14 protein-coding genes and 2 tRNA genes are annotated in these 19241 nt (G+C 56.9%); 10 read left to right on the forward strand and 6 right to left on the reverse strand.

The genetic code is table 11. The features are described 5' to 3' along the window. The 3 genes from AC07ED_RS06930 to ypfJ all read right to left on the reverse strand — a co-directional run. Positions 1-3236, reverse strand: a 3236-nt coding sequence (locus AC07ED_RS06930; protein ID WP_478241998.1) for an Ig-like domain-containing protein, incomplete at its 3' end; no start/stop codon positions are given. A gap of 763 nt (positions 3237-3999) precedes the next feature. After that, positions 4000-4084, reverse strand: a tRNA-Leu gene (locus tag AC07ED_RS06935). A 42-nt stretch (positions 4085-4126) separates the two neighbouring features. Beyond that, positions 4127-4960 (reverse strand): KPN_02809 family neutral zinc metallopeptidase, encoded by an 834-nt coding sequence (ypfJ, locus tag AC07ED_RS06940; protein WP_105235121.1) that lies wholly within the window; start codon positions 4958-4960, stop codon positions 4127-4129. Between the two features lie 120 nt (positions 4961-5080). Between ypfJ and AC07ED_RS06945 the strand changes: the two genes are divergently transcribed. Then, the gene (locus tag AC07ED_RS06945) at positions 5081-5659 is read left to right on the forward strand and encodes a YqaA family protein (RefSeq protein ID WP_105235122.1); all 579 of its coding nucleotides are present in this window, start codon (positions 5081-5083) and stop codon (positions 5657-5659) included. After that, positions 5656-6138, forward strand: a complete 483-nt coding sequence (locus AC07ED_RS06950; RefSeq protein ID WP_105235123.1) for a disulfide bond formation protein B — start codon at positions 5656-5658, stop codon at positions 6136-6138. Before AC07ED_RS06945 ends, AC07ED_RS06950 begins: the two co-directional genes overlap by 4 nt. On the opposite strand, the gene AC07ED_RS06955 is transcribed toward AC07ED_RS06950, so the two are convergent. Beyond that, positions 6112-6543, reverse strand: coding sequence for an Lrp/AsnC family transcriptional regulator (locus AC07ED_RS06955; protein WP_105235124.1), 432 nt, complete (start codon positions 6541-6543; stop codon positions 6112-6114). The genes AC07ED_RS06950 and AC07ED_RS06955 overlap by 27 nt on opposite strands. 86 nt (positions 6544-6629) lie before the next feature. Between AC07ED_RS06955 and rocF the strand changes: the two genes are divergently transcribed. The 8 genes from rocF to AC07ED_RS06995 all read left to right on the forward strand — a co-directional run bounded on the left by rocF (position 6630) and on the right by AC07ED_RS06995 (position 16886). Next, positions 6630-7559, forward strand: a complete 930-nt coding sequence (rocF, locus tag AC07ED_RS06960) for an arginase (protein ID WP_105235125.1) — start codon at positions 6630-6632, stop codon at positions 7557-7559. Beyond that, entirely contained in the window at positions 7556-8599 is a 1044-nt protein-coding gene (locus AC07ED_RS06965; RefSeq protein WP_105235126.1) for an ornithine cyclodeaminase, read from the forward strand. The genes rocF and AC07ED_RS06965 overlap by 4 nt, the downstream gene beginning before the upstream one ends. A 115-nt stretch (positions 8600-8714) precedes the next feature. Beyond that, entirely contained in the window at positions 8715-11468 is a 2754-nt protein-coding gene (gene gyrA, locus AC07ED_RS06970; protein WP_105235127.1) for a DNA gyrase subunit A, read from the forward strand. Positions 11469-11528: 60 nt separating this feature from the next. Continuing rightward, positions 11529-12872 (forward strand): methylenetetrahydrofolate--tRNA-(uracil(54)-C(5))-methyltransferase (FADH(2)-oxidizing) TrmFO, encoded by a 1344-nt coding sequence (gene trmFO / locus AC07ED_RS06975; protein ID WP_105235128.1) that lies wholly within the window; start codon positions 11529-11531, stop codon positions 12870-12872. Then, complete coding sequence (gene gluQRS, locus AC07ED_RS06980) at positions 12872-13726, forward strand: tRNA glutamyl-Q(34) synthetase GluQRS (protein WP_105235129.1); 855 nt, start codon at positions 12872-12874, stop codon at positions 13724-13726. The genes trmFO and gluQRS overlap by 1 nt, the downstream gene beginning before the upstream one ends. 102 nt (positions 13727-13828) lie before the next feature. Then, entirely contained in the window at positions 13829-15868 is a 2040-nt protein-coding gene (locus AC07ED_RS06985) for an ASKHA domain-containing protein (RefSeq protein WP_105235130.1), read from the forward strand. 49 nt (positions 15869-15917) lie between these two features. Beyond that, positions 15918-15991: transfer RNA gene (locus AC07ED_RS06990), tRNA-Gly, on the forward strand. 325 nt (positions 15992-16316) lie between these two features. Further along, positions 16317-16886: a fasciclin domain-containing protein gene (locus AC07ED_RS06995; protein ID WP_105235131.1), complete on the forward strand. Its 570-nt coding sequence runs from the start codon at positions 16317-16319 to the stop codon at positions 16884-16886. 57 nt (positions 16887-16943) lie between these two features. Here the strand turns inward: AC07ED_RS06995 and pgi are convergent, their stop codons facing one another. Both pgi and pgl read right to left on the reverse strand, forming a co-directional pair. Next, on the reverse strand, positions 16944-18548 hold the full coding sequence (gene pgi / locus AC07ED_RS07000; RefSeq protein WP_478242001.1) for a glucose-6-phosphate isomerase: 1605 nt from the start codon (positions 18546-18548) through the stop codon (positions 16944-16946). Further along, positions 18545-19216, reverse strand: coding sequence for a 6-phosphogluconolactonase (gene pgl, locus AC07ED_RS07005; RefSeq protein ID WP_105235132.1), 672 nt, complete (start codon positions 19214-19216; stop codon positions 18545-18547). Before pgl ends, pgi begins: the two co-directional genes overlap by 4 nt. Positions 19217-19241 lie beyond the last annotated feature (25 nt).

Here is a 19241-nt window from a genome sequence, read left to right on the forward strand (position 1 = left end):
TTAACGGTGACCACAACATTCGCTGTGTCCGTATTCCCATCGGGATCGGACACGGTGTAGCTGATCGTCGCCTCACCGTTGAAGTCATCGGCAGGGGTGAACACCAGCTGGCCGTTCACGATATCGACCGAGCCCTGCTCTGCAGGAACCGTTGCTTCCGTGATCGTCAGCGGCTGGTTGTCTGGATCGCTATCGTTGTCGAGCACATCGATGGTGACAGCGGTGTCCTCATCGGTGGTCGCGGTGTCGTCCAACGCTTCAGGTGCATCGTCAACAGGGTTAACGGCGACAACCACATTGGCGGTGTCCGTGTTCCCATCGGGATCGGACACGGTGTAGCTGATCGTCGCCTCACCGTTGAAGTCATCGGCAGGGGTGAACACCAGCTGGCCGTTCACGATCTCGACCGAGCCCTGCTCTGCAGGCACCGTCGCTTCTGTGATGGTCAGCGTGTCGCCATCTGGGTCCGTATCGTTTGCCAGCACATTGATGGTAACGGCTGTATCTTCATCCGTGGCAATCGTGTCATCATTGGCTTCCGGAGCGCGATTGAACTCATCACCGATGATCTGTTCGATTTCGACGTAGTTCAGGGTTTCACCCGTCGGCACGCCGTTGGCGTCCACAAAGACGACGGTACCGTTGGTGCCGTTGCCGTTGCTGTCAGGTGTCACATTCTCGAGGTAGAACGGGCCTTTGCCCGTCAGGTCGAGAACGTCGAAATCGTTGCCACCAGCGCCGCCGTCAACGTAGTCGCCAGCGCCACCATAGATAACGTCAGCATCATCACCGCCAAGGATGATGTCCGCACCTTCGCCACCATCAAGGATGTCGTCGCCAGCTTCACCGCCCAGGGTATCGTCGCCGTCACCACCCAGAAGCGTATCGTTGCCTTTGCCAGTCCAAACTTCATCGTTGCCTGCGCCGCCGTCAGCGTAGTCATCGCCGTTGCCGTCATTGTCGGTGCCGCGCACGTCGTCGATGATGTCGTTGCCGTCGCCACCCAAAAGGGTGTCATTGCCGTCGCCGCCGATGAGACGGTCATCGCCTTCGTTGCCTTCGATCAAGTCGTTGCCGTCGCCACCGTCAAGGTAGTCATTACCAGCATCGTCATCCGCCAAAATGGTTTCCAGCGACATATCGGTGATCGTGACTGCTTGGTCCGTGGTCGCGCCGTTACCGTAGTCGATCACGATGCGGGCCACAGGATCCGCGATTTGGATCAGGACCGAGCCTTTCGCAGTGCCCGTGTTGATCGTGCCGTTGTCCAGATCATGCGCGGTAATCGTGTTGCCAGAGATGGTTTGACCACCTTCGGCCACAAAGGTCACAGGAACCTCAACGCCGTTCGCGTCATAGGCGTGGATGGTCAGGATATCTTGGTGAGGATCGGAGGATGTACCGACATCGATATCGTTGATACGGAACGCTACGTTCTGAACTTCGTCAGAGTGACCGCCTGTGTTCGATGCAAAATCAAGCGTAACAGTCGAGGTATCACCAGCGTGACCCGTGGTCGGACCGTAAAGTTGCAGACCAGAGTGGTTGTCAAAGTTCTCGCCAGTTTCGACGTATTGAGCAGCACCCGAAACAGTCGCAGTCGCACCCGATACTGCTGGATCAAAACCAAAGGTCACAGTGACGCCGCCCAGATCTTGGGTTGCGCCGTTAGCAACGGTCGCACCTGCACTACCGAAATCGCTCCAATCCAGAACAGCTGGTTGGGGGCTCACGTTGCCTGTGCTATCGCCGTCACCCTGAATGGTGTCGTCACCACTACCACCGTGGATCGTGTCGTCGCCAGAACCACCGATAAGGGTATCGTTACCTTCATTGCCTTCAATGATGTCATCGCCAGCACCGCCGTCGATGAAATCGTCACCTGGGACGCCATCGTCTGTGCTGACCGTTACGTCATAGAACAGGTCGGTGATGTTCACGCCCGCATTGTCGTAGCCGTCCTGTAGGTGCTTCACGACCAACTTGGTCACGGGACCAGCAACATTTACCAGCATCGAATAATACGGGTCAGTATCTGCAGAACCGCCACCGTTTGAGACGCCTGTTTCATAGCCAGCAACGCCATCGAGGTTCTTGAGCGTTACACCGCCGCCAGCCGAGATATCGACAGGAACTGCAACACCGTTCGCGTCATAGGCATAAACCTGAACGGTCGAGTCAAAATCGACGTCGTTGATACGGAACGAGATATTCTCGACCGAGGTGTCAAAGCTCCACTGGTAGGTCGCGCTTTCGCCCTTCGCGTTCAACTCAGATTCCAGCGAGGAATAAGCGTTAACCGTCTCAGTACCGCTGTCGATCGAGTGAACCTTCTGCTGATCGGTCGCAAAGTTCGTGTCGGGGCTATAGACCGACGCAATGGTCGAGAAGGTCACATTTACCGAACCTGTGTTCTGGGTAAATGTGTTCAGATCATCGTCATTATCGATCGACGTATTGTCATGCGGGTCGGGTGCTTGCGACCAGTTAAAGCCCTCGCGGACAGTCGTTGTCGTGCTTGGCGAACCGTAAACAGCGCTCTCACGATCACCAATCAGAACATCGTTGCCAGCCCCACCGTAGAGGTCGTCATTTCCAGCACCGCCATACACTTCATCGTTGCCATCAGCCGCGATCACGGTGTCGTCGCCGTCACCTGCAACAACGATGTCGTCATTGCCTGTTTCACCAGCCAGGATCGCATCGTTATTGTCGATTTTGTCGCCGTCAGGATCACCAACGTAAGCTACGTCGATCAGATCATCGCCTGCAGTGCCTTCAACAACGCCATCCTCGGTGGGCACGGGGGCGCAGCTGATAGTACCGATTTTCAGGTCACAGTGATTGAGCCAGCTCGGATCGTAGCAAATTTTGATCGTTTCAATCGGCTCGGCGCAGGTTACGCGCACGCAATTGTTGATCCATTCGTATTTCGCTGCAACAATCTCACCGAGAGCGTTCTTAAACACCACGTCACAGAGGTTGCCTGTGCCACACTTGCTCAGGCTGATGTCGTAGAGGTTAAAGCTAACGTTCTGAACATCGCACCCAAAACCGAAGTCGTAGGTGTTACCCGAATAATGGTTATCGAGCTTTAAACAGTCGTCGTTGTTATACGACACCGTATGGCAGCCTGATGTTGACGAGGTGTAGCAGTCAAAGCTGCCCCAGCTACCCGTAAATGTGTTTGTCGAACCAAAAAGACACTTTGTCCAATCCAGCAGGAACAGTGACATACCTTATAACTCCATTTGCCCACCCGATCGGTAAAACCGACCGGAAATGCGAGTTCCGGTGCACTGCCCTGCAAGGGGCACACACTCGGACCCCGCACGCTAGAGTCACCTCCAGCGCGTTGATCCAAAAATCGGCAAAAAGGAAAACCCTTTCGCAGACACAATTCGGCTCATGTCGGCAACCGACACTCACCATGACCGCCCCAATCGGTCATTTGCCCCCCCCAGTTAGGCTATGTCTGGATATTCTATTGGATAGGTCAAACAAAGAGAAAAATGTAATGAACGCCTTAACCTAACAGAAAGACCTGTGGCGTTTCTGCGTCCTTATGCGTGAAAGATGACGCATAAAAACACGCTATTGTTTATCTCACCGCAACAGCGCCAAAATCCAAATTCTGAATTTTTCCTTTATTTTAAATCAGAAAGTGCCCTGCCAACTAACGCTATAGTGGAAAATTGGTTCGACTTGGTGATCAACCATCCCGACACAAAGTTTCCTCATTTGAGCACGAAAAAAATCCTGACAAAGTCGCCCCATCGTTTCCCAAAAAGAAACATTTTGAACATTTTGCTCTAATTGGAGGCATATTTTGAAGAATCTAGGCGAAAAATCGTCTCGAAAGGATACAAATCATCACCCTTTGGTGAGTTTGATTCGTAGGTGGCCAAGGCAGAGGCAAGCAACTTGCCAAACGGCTCAAAATACCTGCAGCGCGACCGCACATGAGGTTCTAGGTAGATCGTTTTGATGAGAGAATACTGGTGCCGGTGAAGAGACTCGAACTCTTACGACCTAGGGTCGGGGGATTTTGAATCCCCTGCGTCTACCATTCCGCCACACCGGCCAGTGGCGGTCGTTTATCCTGCTGTTTCAGGGTCGTCAACGCTCAAAGTCGCTGAACTGAAAATGTATCGCATTGGCGCATGTCGCCGCTCTGATACCCCTTTTCGAACCAACGTTCGCGTTGATCGGATGTTCCGTGCGTAAAGGTATGCGGCTGCACGCTCCGCCCTGCATTGCGCTGCAATGTATCGTCGCCGATCTGCCGCGCCGCATTCAGTGCCTCATCCAAATCACCCCGTTCAACGGTACCCAATGTTCGAGACGCGGCACGTGCCCAAATCCCCGAATAGCAATCCGCTTGAAGCTCAATCCGAACAGAGATGGCATTGCTTTGCGCCTCGCTCACCTGCGCACGAACTCGATTTGCTTCGCCCAAGATGCCAAGCTGATCCTGAACAGAATGTGCGACCTCGTGCGCGACGACATAGGCTGCAGCGAAATCACCGCCCGCGCCCAACTGACGGTCAATCGTCACAAAGAAATCAGTATCGAGGTAAATCTGTTTGTCCGCGGGACAATAAAACGGCCCCGTCGCCGCCGAAGCCCCACCACAAGCAGACTGCGTTGCGCCCGAAAACAGAACCAAGGCAGGCTCTGCATACTGTTGCCCAGCCTGATCGGGCAAAATATCGGCCCAAATCTCTTCGGTGTCCGCGAGAGTCACGGCAACAAACTCGGCCGCACGTTCATCGGCAGCCGAAAGTTGTGTTGTCCCACCCTGCCCTTCGAGCTCTGACAAGAGCGGCGTGACATCCACACCCAGCGCCCACCCGATCAGTAGCACCATGACGACTCCCACACCACCGACGGCACCCGTGGCCCCGCCGCGACGCCGATCAACAATATTCTTACTCTGTCGCCGTCCTTGCCATTTCATGATGCACCCGCCCGTCGCAACTCAACTCATGCGTTTCTGAACAAAAACGTGTTCGTCTGCAAGCTTGACGCCGATGGTCCTGCGTGGCCTAAAGCGCGAAACAACACAGGCACGGCGCATATGCTTCGCAAACTTTATTCTTGGACCATGTCGCTGGCGGATCATCCGCATGCGCTCTGGGTTCTGGCGTTTCTTTCGTTCATTGAATCGTCCGTGTTCCCAATTCCGCCTGATGTCCTGATGATCCCTATGATCATGGCGCGCCCGAACCGCGCGTTCCTTATTGCAGGTGTCGCGACCATTGCCTCGGTCCTTGGCGCCCTTCTCGGCTATTATATTGGCTACGGCCTCTTTGACGTCATCGGCAAACCGATCCTCGATTTCTACGGCAAAGGCGCCGAGTTTGAGGTGTTCAAGGCCAAGTTCGACAGCTTCGGTATCTGGGCCGTCCTCGTCGCAGGTGTGACCCCCTTCCCGTTCAAGGTCATCACAATCGCGTCGGGCGTGCTGCAATTCGCACTGATCCCGTTTATCCTCTCGGCCATCGTGGCACGTGCGCTGCGCTTCTTTATCGTTGCGGGCCTCCTGTGGAAATTCGGCGAACCGATCCGTGACTTTATCGAAAAGCGCCTCGGCCTCGTCTTTACAATCTGCTGCGTTCTTCTGTTCGGCGGCTTCTATCTGGTGAAATACCTATGACCACATCGCGCAAAACCTACGTTCTTTTGGCTGCTGGCGGTTCGGCCGCGATGCTCTTTGGTGCGATGGTCGTGTTTCAACGGCTGATGGACCTGCCGCCATGCGCAATGTGCATCTGGCAACGTTGGCCCCATGCGGCTGCTGTTGCCATTGGCCTCCTCGCACTATTGATCCAAGGTCGCCTCTTGCCGGCACTCGGTGCTCTCGCCGCGCTGACGACTGGTGCAATTGGCGTTTACCACTTCGGCGTTGAGCACAAATACTGGGATGGCCCAGCCTCTTGCACGGGGTCTGGCCTTTCAGGAATGAACGTCAACGACCTTCTCGCGGTTGATAGCGGGCCAAAGCTCGTGATGTGCGATCAGATCAGCTGGGAGCTTTTGGGTATTTCGATGCCAGGCTGGAACGCGATTATTTCCTTCATCCTCGCGGTCATCTGGATCAAAGCAGTCCTAGCGTCGCGCCCCACGGCGGGTTGAAAGAAGTAGGTTTGTTTCACTGCTGTTGATCCCGTCCAATCGGCGAATGGCAAACAGCACTTCGTCGAATTTCTCGAGGGTCATCGTGCCGATCTCAGCGATAAGATCCCACTGACCGTTGGTTGAATGAACCGCCATTACCTCTGGCATGGCAGAGAGGCGGGACATGATCCGCTCTGTCCCGCGCCCCTCAATCTCTAACATCATTAGACCGCGCACGGGGCTCGTCGCCACGTCGTTGCGGGTCAACACGGTAAAGCCTACGATTTCCCCGCTGTCCTGAAGCCGCGCGAGCCGTGACCGGATAGTCGTGCGCGTGACGTTCAAATCAGCAGCCAGTTCGGACAGGCTCGCACGAGCGTCACGTTTCAATGCGACAATGAGGCGTTGATCCAGTTCGTCCATCTTAGCTTTCCAATTTGATCAGTGCTGGCTCATTTCGCACATTTTGATCGCTTCTGTCATCCCCATTTCGCAAGGATATTCGGCCTATGACACAGAAACACCTTATCTTAATCGGGGCACCAGTCGACTGCGGAAAACGCCGTCGGGGTTGCCTTATGGGGCCTGACGCCTTTCGCACCGCTGGCATTGCCGAAGCGATCACCGAACTCGGCCATAGCGTCACAGACATCGGGAACCTGACGCCCGATACGCGGCCCCTGCCCGCGCATTCAAACCCCGAGGTTTACAAGCTCGACGAAACGGTCGGCTGGACACGGACCTTGGCCAAGGCGGCAGTCGACCATGCACCAAACGGGATGCCAGTGTTTCTGGGCGGCGACCACGCTCTGTCGCTCGGCTCTGTCGCAGGCATGGCGGACTATGCGCAGGAGATTGGCCGCCCTTTGTTCGTGCTCTGGCTCGACGCGCATACCGATTACCACACGCCCAACACCACAACGACGGGCAACTTACACGGCACGCCTCTGGGCTATGTGTCGGGCCGTGAGGGATTTGACGACTTCCCGCCGCTTGCCGCTCCCATTCCCGCAGATCGCCTTTGCATGATCGGCCTGCGGTCCGTTGATCCTGCCGAACATGATGCACTCTCGGACACGGACGCGACGCTGGTTGATATGCGCACCATCGACGAGGTCGGCATCGTCAAACCGCTGCAATCTTTCCTTGATAAGGTCGCCGCCGCGAACGGCATCCTTCACGTTTCGCTCGACGTTGATTTCCTTGACCCCTCGGTCGCTCCTGCAGTCGGAACAACCGTCCCCGGCGGCGCAACCGTCCGCGAAGCACACCTCGTGATGGAGATGCTCTGCGACAGCGGCGCGGTCTGTTCGCTCGACCTCGTAGAACTCAACCCATTCCTCGACGATCGCGGCAAAACCGCGTCCCTCATGGTGGACCTGACGGCCTCTCTCCTTGGTCGCCGCGTCTTTGACCGACCCACACGGAGCTATGCATGACCCTACCCTCTGACAAAGCCCTCGTGCCGTTTGTCTCCGTCGACCACATGATGGGACTGGTCCATCATATCGGCCTCGAGACCATCCTGCGTGACCTCGCGGACGAGATCGAAAGCGATTTCAAACGTTGGGAAGAGTTTGACAAAACCCCGCGCGTGGCGTCCCACTCTGATGTTGGTGTGATTGAACTCATGCCCGCCGCTGACCACGAAAATTACGGGTTCAAATACGTCAACGGCCACCCAAAGAACACGAGCGAAGGCCTGCAAACCGTCACTGCCTTTGGCCTCTTGGCAGATGTAGCGACAGGTTATCCAGTTTTACTCACTGAAATGACTTTGCTCACCGCGCTACGGACGGCAGCAATGTCAGCCCTCGCAGCCAAACACCTCGCGCCCAAAGGGGCGACGACGATGGCCATGATCGGCAATGGTGCTCAGTCCGAATTTCAGTGCATCGCGTTCAAGGCAATCTGCGGCATCACCGACGTGCGTCTCTATGACAAAGACGCGAACGCCACCGCCAAATGCGCCCGCAACCTCGGGGCGTCTGGACTCAATGTCACCCCTTGCACCAGTGCCGAAGCGGCGATTGAGGGCGCGCAGATCCTGACGACCTGCACCGCGGACAAACAATACGCGACGATCCTCTCGGACAACATGGTCGGCCCAGGCGTGCATATCAACGCCATCGGCGGCGATTGCCCCGGCAAGACGGAATTGGCAGCCGCGATCCTTCATCGGTCGTCGATCTTTGTGGAATACCCACCGCAAACACGCATCGAAGGCGAAATTCAGCAACTCGACGCGGATCACCCCGTGACCGAACTTTGGAAAGTCATGTCAGGGACCGCGGCAGGCCGCACCAGCGCCGATCAGATCACGTTATTTGACAGCGTCGGCTTCGCGATCGAGGACTTCAGCGCCCTGCGTTACGTCCACCGCGCTATCGTAGGAACGCCTTATTATACGAACCTCGATATGCTCGCCGACCCCGATGATCCACGTGACCTTTTCGGTATGCTACAACGGGCAAAATAGGCCGTATTTCCAATCAGGTGACGTTTTCCGCCTTCCGCCATTGCACCCTATATCCTGACTGCGGTATAAGAACCCAAACAAGATATAGAAGCCAACAGGCAGACAGGCGGACAACGTGACCGATACTCCGGAAACCCCTGAAAACGAAGAAGAAACCGCGATCGTGCGTATGCACCACGACGGACCGCAGATTTCTATCATCGACGAGATGAAGACCTCGTATCTCGATTACGCGATGAGCGTGATCGTAAGCCGTGCTATTCCCGACCTTCGGGACGGTCTAAAACCCGTGCACCGTCGCATTCTTTTCGCGATGCACGAGACCAACAACGGGCACGATAAACCCTACCGCAAATCGGCGCGTCCGGTCGGCGACGTGATGGGTAAATATCACCCGCACGGCGACTCTGCGATCTATGACGCCTTGGTCCGCATGGCGCAGGATTTCTCGATGTCCCTACCCTTGCTCGATGGTCAGGGTAACTTTGGTTCGATGGACGGCGACCGCGCTGCTGCGATGCGCTACACCGAAGTGCGCATGGACAAACCAGCAGCCTATATGCTGGCTGATATCGACAAAGACACCGTTGATTTCGTCGACAACTACGACGGCAAAGATAAAGAGCCGACCGTTCTTCCATCGCGCTTCCCGAACATGCTGGTCAACGGCGCGGGCGGTATCGCGGTGGGTATGGCAACCAACATTCCGCCGCATAACCTTGGCGAAGTTGTGGATGCGACCCTTGCGCTGATCGACAACCCCGACATGTCGTCGGCTGACCTTATCGAATATGTTCCGGGTCCTGACTTCCCGACGGGCGGCGTCATGATGGGCCGCTCTGGTGCGCGCAAAGCGTATCTTGAGGGGCGTGGCTCTGTTGTGCTCCGCGCCAAAACCCACGTCGAAGAAATCCGCAAAGATCGCTGGGCCATCGTCGTCGACGAAATCCCCTATCAGGTGAACAAAGCGTCGATGATCGAAAAGATCGCCGAATGCGCCCGTGACAAAAAGATCGAAGGCATCGCTCACGTTCAGGACGAATCCGACCGTAACGGTGTTCGCGTTGTTGTCGAACTCAAACGCGATGCCACCGCCGAGGTCGTGCTGAACCAACTGTTCCGCTTCACGCCGATGCAAGTCAGCTTTGGCTGCAACATGCTCGCGCTAAACGGTGGTAAGCCTGAAACCCTGACGCTTTACGGCTTCCTTTCGGCCTTCGTGACCTTCCGCGAAGAAGTCGTCGCACGCCGCACCGCGTTTGAGCTGCGCAAGGCACGTGACCGTTCGCATATTCTCTGCGGTCTGGCCGTTGCCGTGACCAACGTAGACGAAGTTGTTGCAACCATCCGCGCCTCTGCCGACGCAGCGGATGCACGCGAAAAGCTGATGACCCGTCGCTGGCCCGCTGGCTCGATCATCGAATACCTCAAACTGATCGACGATCCGCTTCACCCTGTGAACGACGACGGCACCTATAACCTCTCCGAGGCGCAGGCCCGTGCGATCCTCGAACTGCGTCTCCAGCGTCTGACCCAAATCGGTGTCCAAGAGGTTACCGACGAACTGCAAGAGCTGGCGAAGAAGATCAAAGAATACCTCGAAATCCTCGCCTCTCGCGAACGGATCATGGGCATCATTTCCGACGAACTGCGTGAAGTGCGTGAACTCTTTGCCGTTCCGCGCCGCACAGAGATTGTCGAATGGGCCGCCGATATGGACGACGAGGATCTGATCGAACGCGAGGATATGGTCGTGACCGTGACCTCGGGTGGCTACATCAAACGCACCCCGCTCGCTGAATTCCGCTCGCAGCGTCGCGGCGGCAAAGGCCTGTCGGGTATGCAAACCAAAGAAGAGGACGTGGTCACCACCCTCTTTGTGGCCAACACCCACACGCAGCTCTTGTTCTTCACGACCGACGGTATGGTCTACAAGCTCAAGACTTGGCGCCTGCCCGCAGGTGGCCGCACCGCCAAAGGCAAAGCGATCATCAACATTCTGCCAATTCCGCAAGGCGTCTCGATCGCGGCGATCATGCCCGTCGACCGTCCGGATGAAGAATGGGACAACCTGCAAATCGTCTTTGCGACCTCCGCAGGTGATGTGCGCCGCAACCGTCTCTCGGATTTCACCAACGTGATGCGGAACGGTAAAATCGCGATGAAACTGCCTGACGGTGTCGAGCTGGTGAACGCACGCATCGCGTCCGAGGATGACGATGTCATGCTCGTCACCAACTCTGGCCGTGCGATCCGCTTCCCATCGACTGATGTTCGCGTGTTTAACTCCCGTGCCTCCACTGGTGTGCGCGGTATCCGTCTGAATGGCGACGACCGTGTGGTGTCCATGTCGGTCATCCGCCACTTTGAGGCCGATCCGCAAGAACGCGCCGCTTACCTCAAAATGCGCCGCGCTATGGCTGGCGTGACAGAGGATGACGCGACGGATGAGGATGACGTTCCAGCAGGCGAACTGTCCACCGAACGCTATGCAGAGATGTCGGCGGCGGAAAACCTGATCCTGACCATCACCGCCAAAGGCATCGGTAAGATCACCTCGTCCCACGATTACCCTGTTCGGGGTCGTGGCGGCATGGGTGTCACCGCGTTTGAAAAACAGATGCGCGGCGGCGAGATTGTGTCCTGCTTCCCGATCGACATGGACAACCAGATCATGCTCGTCACCTCGACTGGCCAATCGATCCGCGTCCCTGTCGAGGGCATCAGCTTCCGCTCACGTTCTGCTGGCGGCGTAAAGGTGTTCAACACCCGAGCCGACGAAACGGTCGTTTCCGTGGCCCGCATCGAAGAGGCCGAAGAAGAAGCGCCAGATACGGGCGAAGCCGAAACACCGGCAACCGAAGAATAAGGACAGGGCCGCAACTCGCGGCCCTTTTCTTTTGCCCCCACCACAGCTAAATCCCCGACCATGACACAGACACTTCATATCATCGGCGGCGGAATGGCCGGATCAGAGGCTGCTTGGCAGGCTGCAAACGCAGGCGTTCAGGTGGTCATTCACGAAATGCGCCCCAAGGTCGAAACCTTTGCGCATCGCACGGGCAACCTCGCCGAGATGGTCTGTTCGAACTCGTTCCGTTCAGATGATCACGAACAAAACGCCGTGGGTCTTTTGCATTGGGAAATGCGTCAGGCCGGCGGGATCATCATGGAAATGGCTGCGAAACACCGTCTCCCTGCAGGCGGCGCTCTGGCCGTTGACCGTGATCCATTTGCTGAAAGCGTGACTGCCGCACTGATGGCGCATCCAAATATTTCTGTGTCTTATGAAGAGATTACAGAACTTCCTTCCGAAGGTCACTGGATCATCGCAACAGGTCCGCTCACGTCCGAGGGCCTAGGCAAAGCCATTCAGGCAGAGACTGGCGCTGAAGCGCTCGCTTTCTTTGATGCCATCGCGCCCATCGTCTATTTCGACAGCGTGAACATGGATGTGGCATGGATGCAGTCCCGCTACGACAAAGGCGAAACCGAGGAAGAGCGCACCGCCTACCTCAATTGCCCGATGACCAAAGACCAATATGAGGCCTTCATTGACGCGCTTTTGGCCGCGGATAAAACCGAATTCCACGAGGGTGAAACCGCTGGTTATTTTGACGGCTGCCTCCCGATCGAGGTGATGGCGGAACGTGGTCGTGAAACCCTCCGCTTTGGTCCCATGAAGCCCGTGGGCCTCACCAACGCCAACGACCCCGACAACAAACCCTATGCCGTGGTTCAACTTCGCCGCGATAACGCATTGGGAACGCTGTATAATATCGTCGGCTTCCAGACCAAAATGAAATACGGCGCACAAAAAGAAGTCTTCACTATGATCCCCGGTCTGGAGAACGCTGAATTTGCGCGGCTTGGTGGTATTCACCGTAATACCTTTATCAACTCGCCCACGCTTCTTGATGCTGAAATGCGCTTGAAATCCCGACCGAACATCCGTTTCGTGGGGCAAATCACGGGCGTTGAAGGCTATGTTGAAAGTGCCGCAATGGGTCTTTTGGCGGGCCGTTTGGCCGCTGCCGAGATCCAAGGCCGCAGCGTCGATCCAATCCCGAACACCACGGCGATGGGGGCACTTGTGACCCATATCTCTGGCGGGGCCGAGGCAAAGACCTTCCAGCCGATGAACGTGAACTTCGGCCTGTTCCCGCCGCTCGACGGTATGCGCGGTGGTCGTAAAGGCCGCAAAGAGCGTTACAAAGGCTACACAGATCGCGCCAAAGAATATTTCAATCAATGGCTTGCGGCGCAAAGCTAATGGATTACGTGACCCGCTTCGCACCGAGCCCAACAGGTCCGTTGCATCTGGGTCACGCTTATTCTGCGCTGATCGCATGGGACCGCGCACAGGCCAACGGCGGTCAATTCCTCCTTCGGATCGAGGATGGCGACACCACTCGCTGCCGTCCAGAATGGGAGGCTTTGATCTACGAGGACCTGCACTGGCTTGGCCTCTCGTGGCCCGAACCGATTGCGCGGGTGACGGATCGCATCCCCCTATACGATGCGGCCCGTGACCGCCTTCAAAACCTAGGCCTACTGTATCCCTGTTCCTGCACCCGCAAGGACATCCAATCGGCCTTTTCCGCCCCGCAAGAAGGCGTGCCAATAGGACCTGACGGCATCGTCTATCCGGGTATCTGTCGCGGCAAACACATGTCCGAGGCTTCCTCAAACGATGCGATCCGCCTGAACATGGCCGCTGCCATTGCTCACCTTGGTGACGTATCGCACCTGTTTTATACCGAAACAGGTCCGTTCGAAACGGGTATTCACGCACTTTCCGCACAACACCTTATCGAAAACGTGGGCGACATCGTCCTCTTTCGCAAAGACACAGGCATGGCGGCCTATCACCTGTCCGTCGTTGTCGATGACGCCGCCCAAAACGTGACAGAGGCCGTGCGCGGTGCAGACCTCATTGAAGCGACCGTTATTCACCGCCTGCTCCAATCCCTTCTGGGCCTGTCCACCCCGCTCTATCATCACCACGATCTGATCCGTGACGCCGATGGCAAACGGCTCGCCAAACGCACAGACGCTAAGGCAATTTCGAAATTCCGTGCCGAAGGTGCGACGCCCGACGATATCCGTGCGATGGTTGGGCTTTGACCTTTGATCAAATGCCGTTTCCGGTGCGCCAAATGACGCGATCCGGCTTTTTACTGGACCCAATCGGGCTATACCTTTTGCGATAGCGAACAGGACCACACCATGACCGATCCTCTTGTGATTTTCACACCCTCTGGCAAACGCGGCCGTTTTCCGGTCGGCACCCCCGTTCTGACGGCTGCACGTCAGTTGGGTGTTGATCTGGACTCTGTCTGCGGTGGCCGTGGCATTTGCTCTAAATGCCAAATCCAACCGTCCTATGGCGAGTTTTCGAAACATGGCGTGACCGTCGCGGATGATGCGCTCACCGAATTCAACGCGGTCGAAGAACGCTATGACCGTGTGCGCGGCCTGAAAACGGGTCGTCGCTTGGGCTGTCAGGCCTGCATTCAGTCTGATGTGGTCATCGACGTCCCACCAGAGAGCCAAGTCCACCGTCAGGTCGTGCGCAAAGCCGCCACCGACCGCGACATCGTGATGGACCCTGCAACCGCGCTTTACTACGTCGAAGTGGCCGAAGCAGATATGCACGACCCGTCGGGCGACCTCGAACGTCTGGAAACCGCGCTGCGCGAACAATGGGACATCGACGGGATCACGGCACCTCTCAGCGTGTTGCGCAAACTTCAGCCCGTCCTGCGCAAAGGCGCGTTCAAGGCAACCGTTGCCCTGAACCGCGATCACCACGGTGGCAAACATCGCCTCATCGATATCTTCCCGGGCTTTGACGAAACGCCGATCTTTGGTCTCGCTATTGACCTTGGCTCGACCACCATCGCAGCGCATTTGTGCGACCTGAAAACAGGTGCTGTGATCGGATCGTCGGGCATCATGAACCCGCAAATCCGCTTTGGCGAAGACCTCATGTCCCGCGTGTCCTATTCGATGATGAACAAGGGCGGCGATGTGGAAATGACGACCGTCGTGCGTGAGGCGATCAATACGCTGGCCTCCGAACTCGCATCTGAGGCGCAGATTGACGCGGCGCGGATCATGGAAACCGTGTTCGTTTGTAACCCCGTAATGCACCACCTCTTGCTGGGCATTGATCCTGTTGAACTGGGTCAGGCGCCCTTTGCTCTCGCCACAGCAGAGAGCATGACACTCGACGCCCGCGATCTGGACCTGAACGCGCTCAACCCAGCAGGCCGCGTTTACATCCTTCCATGTATTGCTGGCCACGTCGGTGCGGACTGCGCCGCGGTCGCCCTGTCAGAGGAGCCGCAAAAGTCCAAAGACCTCGCACTGATCGTAGACGTGGGCACCAACGCGGAAATCCTCCTCGGTAACACCGAACGGGTTCTCGCCTGTTCGTCGCCCACTGGCCCCGCATTTGAAGGCGCCCAGATCAGCAGCGGTCAACGCGCAGCACCTGGTGCCATCGAACGGATCGAAATTGACCCCGTCACCAAAGAGCCCCACTTCCGTGTCATCGGCTGCGACCTCTGGTCGGACGAGGAAGGCTTTGCCGAGGCGACCGCTGGCTCTGGCATCACGGGCATCTGTGGCTCTGGCATCATTGAGGCCGTCGCTGAACTCCGCATCGCGGGCCTCTTGGACCCCAAAGGTCTGATCGGCAGCGCTGAACAAACAGGAACCGCACGCTGCGAGGCCACGGGCCGCACCAACAGCTACCTGATCCATGACGCCACCGCCGAGGGCGGCCCGCGCATCACCGTGACCCAAGGCGACATCCGCGCCATCCAGCTCGCCAAATCCGCGCTCTATGCGGGCGCACGGTTGCTGATGGATGAAATGGGCGTCGATACCGTGGATCGCGTGGTACTCGCAGGTGCTTTTGGTGCGCATATCAGCGCAAAACACGCGATGGTTCTGGGCATGATCCCTGACGTGCCGCTGGACAAAGTGTCGTCCGCGGGCAACGCCGCGGGCACAGGCGCACGTATCGCGCTTTGTTCCAAGGCTGCGCGGTCCAGCATCGAACACACGGTGCGCGAGATCACCAAGATCGAAACCGCGATCGAGCCAAAGTTCCAAGAACACTTCGTCAACGCGAACGCGATCCCGCACGCGACGGATCCGTTCCCGAACTTGCTATCGATTGTCGACCTGCCCGACGTGTCCTTTAACACGGCTAGCAGTGGCGGTGAGGCTGGCGGACGCCGTCGTCGGAGGGGCTAAATGCCCCTTGACGCTGGCTGACCTCGCGACTACTTCGTCGCGCAGGGCTGCGGGTATGATGTAGTGGTAGCCTGTCAGCTTCCCAAGCTGAACGTGCGGGTTCGATTCCCGCTACCCGCTCCAAATTCTCTTTAATTTCGTATCTTGAATAGGGATTTTAACCCCCTATCTCCCTCCAAACACTATGGAGGATGACGATGTTTAAAGGCCTGTTTCTGTCAATTGTGCTGACCACCGCAGGGATGCTTGGGTTGCCCTACTTGCTGCTGCAACTGATGTAATCCACATCACACATACGGAATTTAAAAGGGCGGCCAGTAGGTCGCCCTTTGGTTTTGGCAAACACAAACCACACACGTTTATGTTTAGTACTTGTGAACAAAACGCGAGAACTAAAACCGCCTCCAACCCGTATCCCTCACATCTTAACCCCGATGTAGAGGACATCATGAAAAACATTCTTTCTGTAACCGCACTCACCGCAACGCTTTTCGCTGCTCCTATTGCTAGCTTTGCTGATGGCCACTCGGCTGCGAACCCGATGGTGGGTGGCGCTGAAATGTTCCCGACTATGAACATCGTGGAAAACGCGGTGAACTCGGCCGATCACACCACGCTAGTTGCTGCAGTTCAGGCTGCAGGCCTCGTTGATACCCTCGCAGGTGACGGCCCGTTTACCGTATTTGCCCCAGTGAATGACGCCTTTGCCGCCCTGCCAGACGGCACTGTTGAAACGCTCCTCCAGCCTGAAAACAAAGATCAGCTGGTGAAAATCCTGACCTGCCATGTGGTCGGCAAAGAAGTCATGTCGGACGCAATGATGGGCATGATCGACGATGACGGCGGCGTGCATGACGTGCCGACCCTCGGCGGTTGCGTTCTCAAGGCAAGCTACGCTGACGGCGTCATGTCGTTGACCGATGAAAACGGCAACGTTGCGACTGTCACGATTGCGGATGTGAAGCAGTCGAACGGCGTGATCCATGTGATCGACGCGGTGATGCTGCCTGCGATGTAATCCCTCCCAGGGACTACGATGAGGCCGCTGCGATCAATGTCGCAGCGGCCCTTTTTATTATAGGCCGTTGGTCCGCAAGAACCCAACGAGCTGCGCCGTCGATCCATCTTTGGATGCGGCATCCGCTTTGCCCTCCACAATCGGCTGAAGCGCGGTGGCTAGCTCCTTACCCAACTCAACGCCCCACTGGTCGTAAGAGTTGATGCCCAGAACCACGCCTTCAACAAACACACGGTGTTCATACAGCGCGATAATCTGGCCGAGCATGAATGGATCCAGCTTTGGATAGGCAATCGTCACCGAGGGACGGTTCCCCGTAAACACGCGGTGGGCCGCTTGGCGTTCCAGTTCTGCGCCCTCGAATTTATCCGCGTTCTTTGCGCGCGCCTCATCCAGCGTCCGACCCTTCATCAGGGCCTCAGACTGCGCAAGGCAGTTCGCCACCAACAACTGATGCTGATGGTGTAGCTCTTCATCATGACCCGTCGCAGCAACGAGGAATTCGCAGGGGATTACTCGCGTGCCTTGGTGGATCAACTGATAGAACGCGTGCTGACCGTTGGTGCCGGGCTCACCCCAAACAACAGGACCGCTTTCAAACGGCAGGTCAGCGCCATCCATGCTGACGCCTTTGCCGTTACTCTCCATCTCGAGCTGCTGGAGGTAGGCAGGCAGACGCGCAAGGTTGTTGTCATAGGGCAGCACAGCACGGGTTGCGAAACCGCAAACCTGATTGTGCCAAATCCCAACCAGAGCCAGCAATGCAGGCAGGTTTTCTTCCCACTTTGCAGCGCGAAAGTGGGTGTCCATCGCCTGACCACCGCGCAAGAACGCACGGAACGCATCAGCGCCAATCGCGATCATCAGCGACAGGCCAATCGGCCCCCACATGGAATAACGACCACCGACCCAGTCCTCGAACCCAAACACGCGAGACGCAGGAATGCCAAAGGCCGCCGTCTTATCCATCGCCGTCGAAAGAGCCGCGAATTGCGCCGCGGGGTCGGTAACCTGTTCGCTCATCCACGCCTTTGCAGTGCGAGCGTTGGTCATGGTTTCAATCGTGGTAAAGGTCTTGGACGCGACGATCACCAATGTCGTCGCGGGATCGCAGGACCGCAGAACTTGCGCTATATCCGCAGGGTCAACGTTCGATACGAAATGGCACCGCGGACCATCAGCGTAAGGCGCCAGCGCACGATACGCCATCGCAGGGCCCAAGTCAGATCCACCGATGCCGATATTGATCACATCAGTGATCTTGCCACCCTGCCCCGTGTAACGGCCTTCGCGGACATCAGAGGCAAACGCCTCCATCCGTGCAAGCGTGTCGCGAACGGCAGGGATCACATCCTCACCATCGACCTTTACCGCACCACCGTCGAGGTTCCGCAGCGCGGTATGCAGCACCGCACGTCCTTCGGTCTCGTTGATCTTTTCGCCCGCAAACATCGCATCGCGCCGTGCGGCAACGCCTGTTGTCTCCAACAGACCGATCAGCATGTCCCGCGCATCTGTGTCGATGTTCGTTTTCGAATAATCGAACAGCATATCCCCTGCCTGCGCCGAGAAATCATCGGCTCGACGTGCGTCCAACATGCTCTCGATACGGCGGTCTTTGATAGACGCGTAGAGGGATTTCAGGTCGTCAAAAATGGTCATGCTTCAGCCCAGTGAACAGTTGCGCCCGACAGAACAGCGGCGACGGGTGCGTCATCCGCGCTCAGATGACGAGCCTTTTCCAGCGCCTCACGTTTGTCGGCACCTTTGATTACGATATGACGGCGCATCGCGTCTTTGAGGACATGCGCAGAGAGTGTGATCCGCGGCTCAGGCGCACCGGGTGCCCGCATCGGATAAAGGATGTCAGTGCCATGCAGCGCATCCGCCAGACGATCCGCCTCAGGGAAGATCGACGCCGTATGCATGTCCGCGCCCATACCCAACACACAGACCGAAATCGGCAGCTTTGGCGCGATCACGGCCGACAGTTCAGGCAGTTTTTCCTCAGCCGAACCGCCCTCTTTGAACAGCGGCAGATACGTCGCGGCGGCAGCGTGATTGATCAGCAGGCGTTCTTTGATCAGGCGGGTATTCGACCGTTCAGAGGTTTCAGGTACCCAGCGTTCATCGGTCAGCATCACATTGACCCGCGCCCAGTCCAGATCAACTGCACAGAGCGAGTCAAAAATCGGACCAGGGGTCGTGCCACCCGGAACAGCCAAGGTCGCAAACTCATCATGCTGGAGCGTTTCGCGTAATTCGCTGGCGATCTTATCCGCCAGATTCATCATCATAAGTTCCGCGTCGGCGTATTCGATGAAATCCATCGTTTTGTCCTTTCAGATCAACGGC

The organism is Aestuarium zhoushanense, from assembly GCF_056431045.1.

What these genes read in the sequence shown, in the direction of transcription:
- AC07ED_RS06950 (WP_105235123.1), top strand. Translation starts at nt 5,656, where the DNA reads ATGACCACATCGCGCAAAACCTACGTTCTTTTGGCTGCTGGCGGTTCG.
- pgi (WP_478242001.1), bottom strand. Translation starts at nt 18,548, where the DNA reads ATGACCATTTTTGACGACCTGAAATCCCTCTACGCGTCTATCAAAGAC.
- trmFO (WP_105235128.1), top strand. Translation starts at nt 11,529, where the DNA reads ATGACACAGACACTTCATATCATCGGCGGCGGAATGGCCGGATCAGAG.
- AC07ED_RS06945 (WP_105235122.1), top strand. Translation starts at nt 5,081, where the DNA reads ATGCTTCGCAAACTTTATTCTTGGACCATGTCGCTGGCGGATCATCCG.
- AC07ED_RS06985 (WP_105235130.1), top strand. Translation starts at nt 13,829, where the DNA reads ATGACCGATCCTCTTGTGATTTTCACACCCTCTGGCAAACGCGGCCGT.
- rocF (WP_105235125.1), top strand. Translation starts at nt 6,630, where the DNA reads ATGACACAGAAACACCTTATCTTAATCGGGGCACCAGTCGACTGCGGA.
- ypfJ (WP_105235121.1), bottom strand. Translation starts at nt 4,960, where the DNA reads ATGAAATGGCAAGGACGGCGACAGAGTAAGAATATTGTTGATCGGCGT.
- pgl (WP_105235132.1), bottom strand. Translation starts at nt 19,216, where the DNA reads ATGGATTTCATCGAATACGCCGACGCGGAACTTATGATGATGAATCTG.
- AC07ED_RS06995 (WP_105235131.1), top strand. Translation starts at nt 16,317, where the DNA reads ATGAAAAACATTCTTTCTGTAACCGCACTCACCGCAACGCTTTTCGCT.
- gluQRS (WP_105235129.1), top strand. Translation starts at nt 12,872, where the DNA reads ATGGATTACGTGACCCGCTTCGCACCGAGCCCAACAGGTCCGTTGCAT.
- AC07ED_RS06965 (WP_105235126.1), top strand. Translation starts at nt 7,556, where the DNA reads ATGACCCTACCCTCTGACAAAGCCCTCGTGCCGTTTGTCTCCGTCGAC.
- AC07ED_RS06955 (WP_105235124.1), bottom strand. Translation starts at nt 6,543, where the DNA reads ATGGACGAACTGGATCAACGCCTCATTGTCGCATTGAAACGTGACGCT.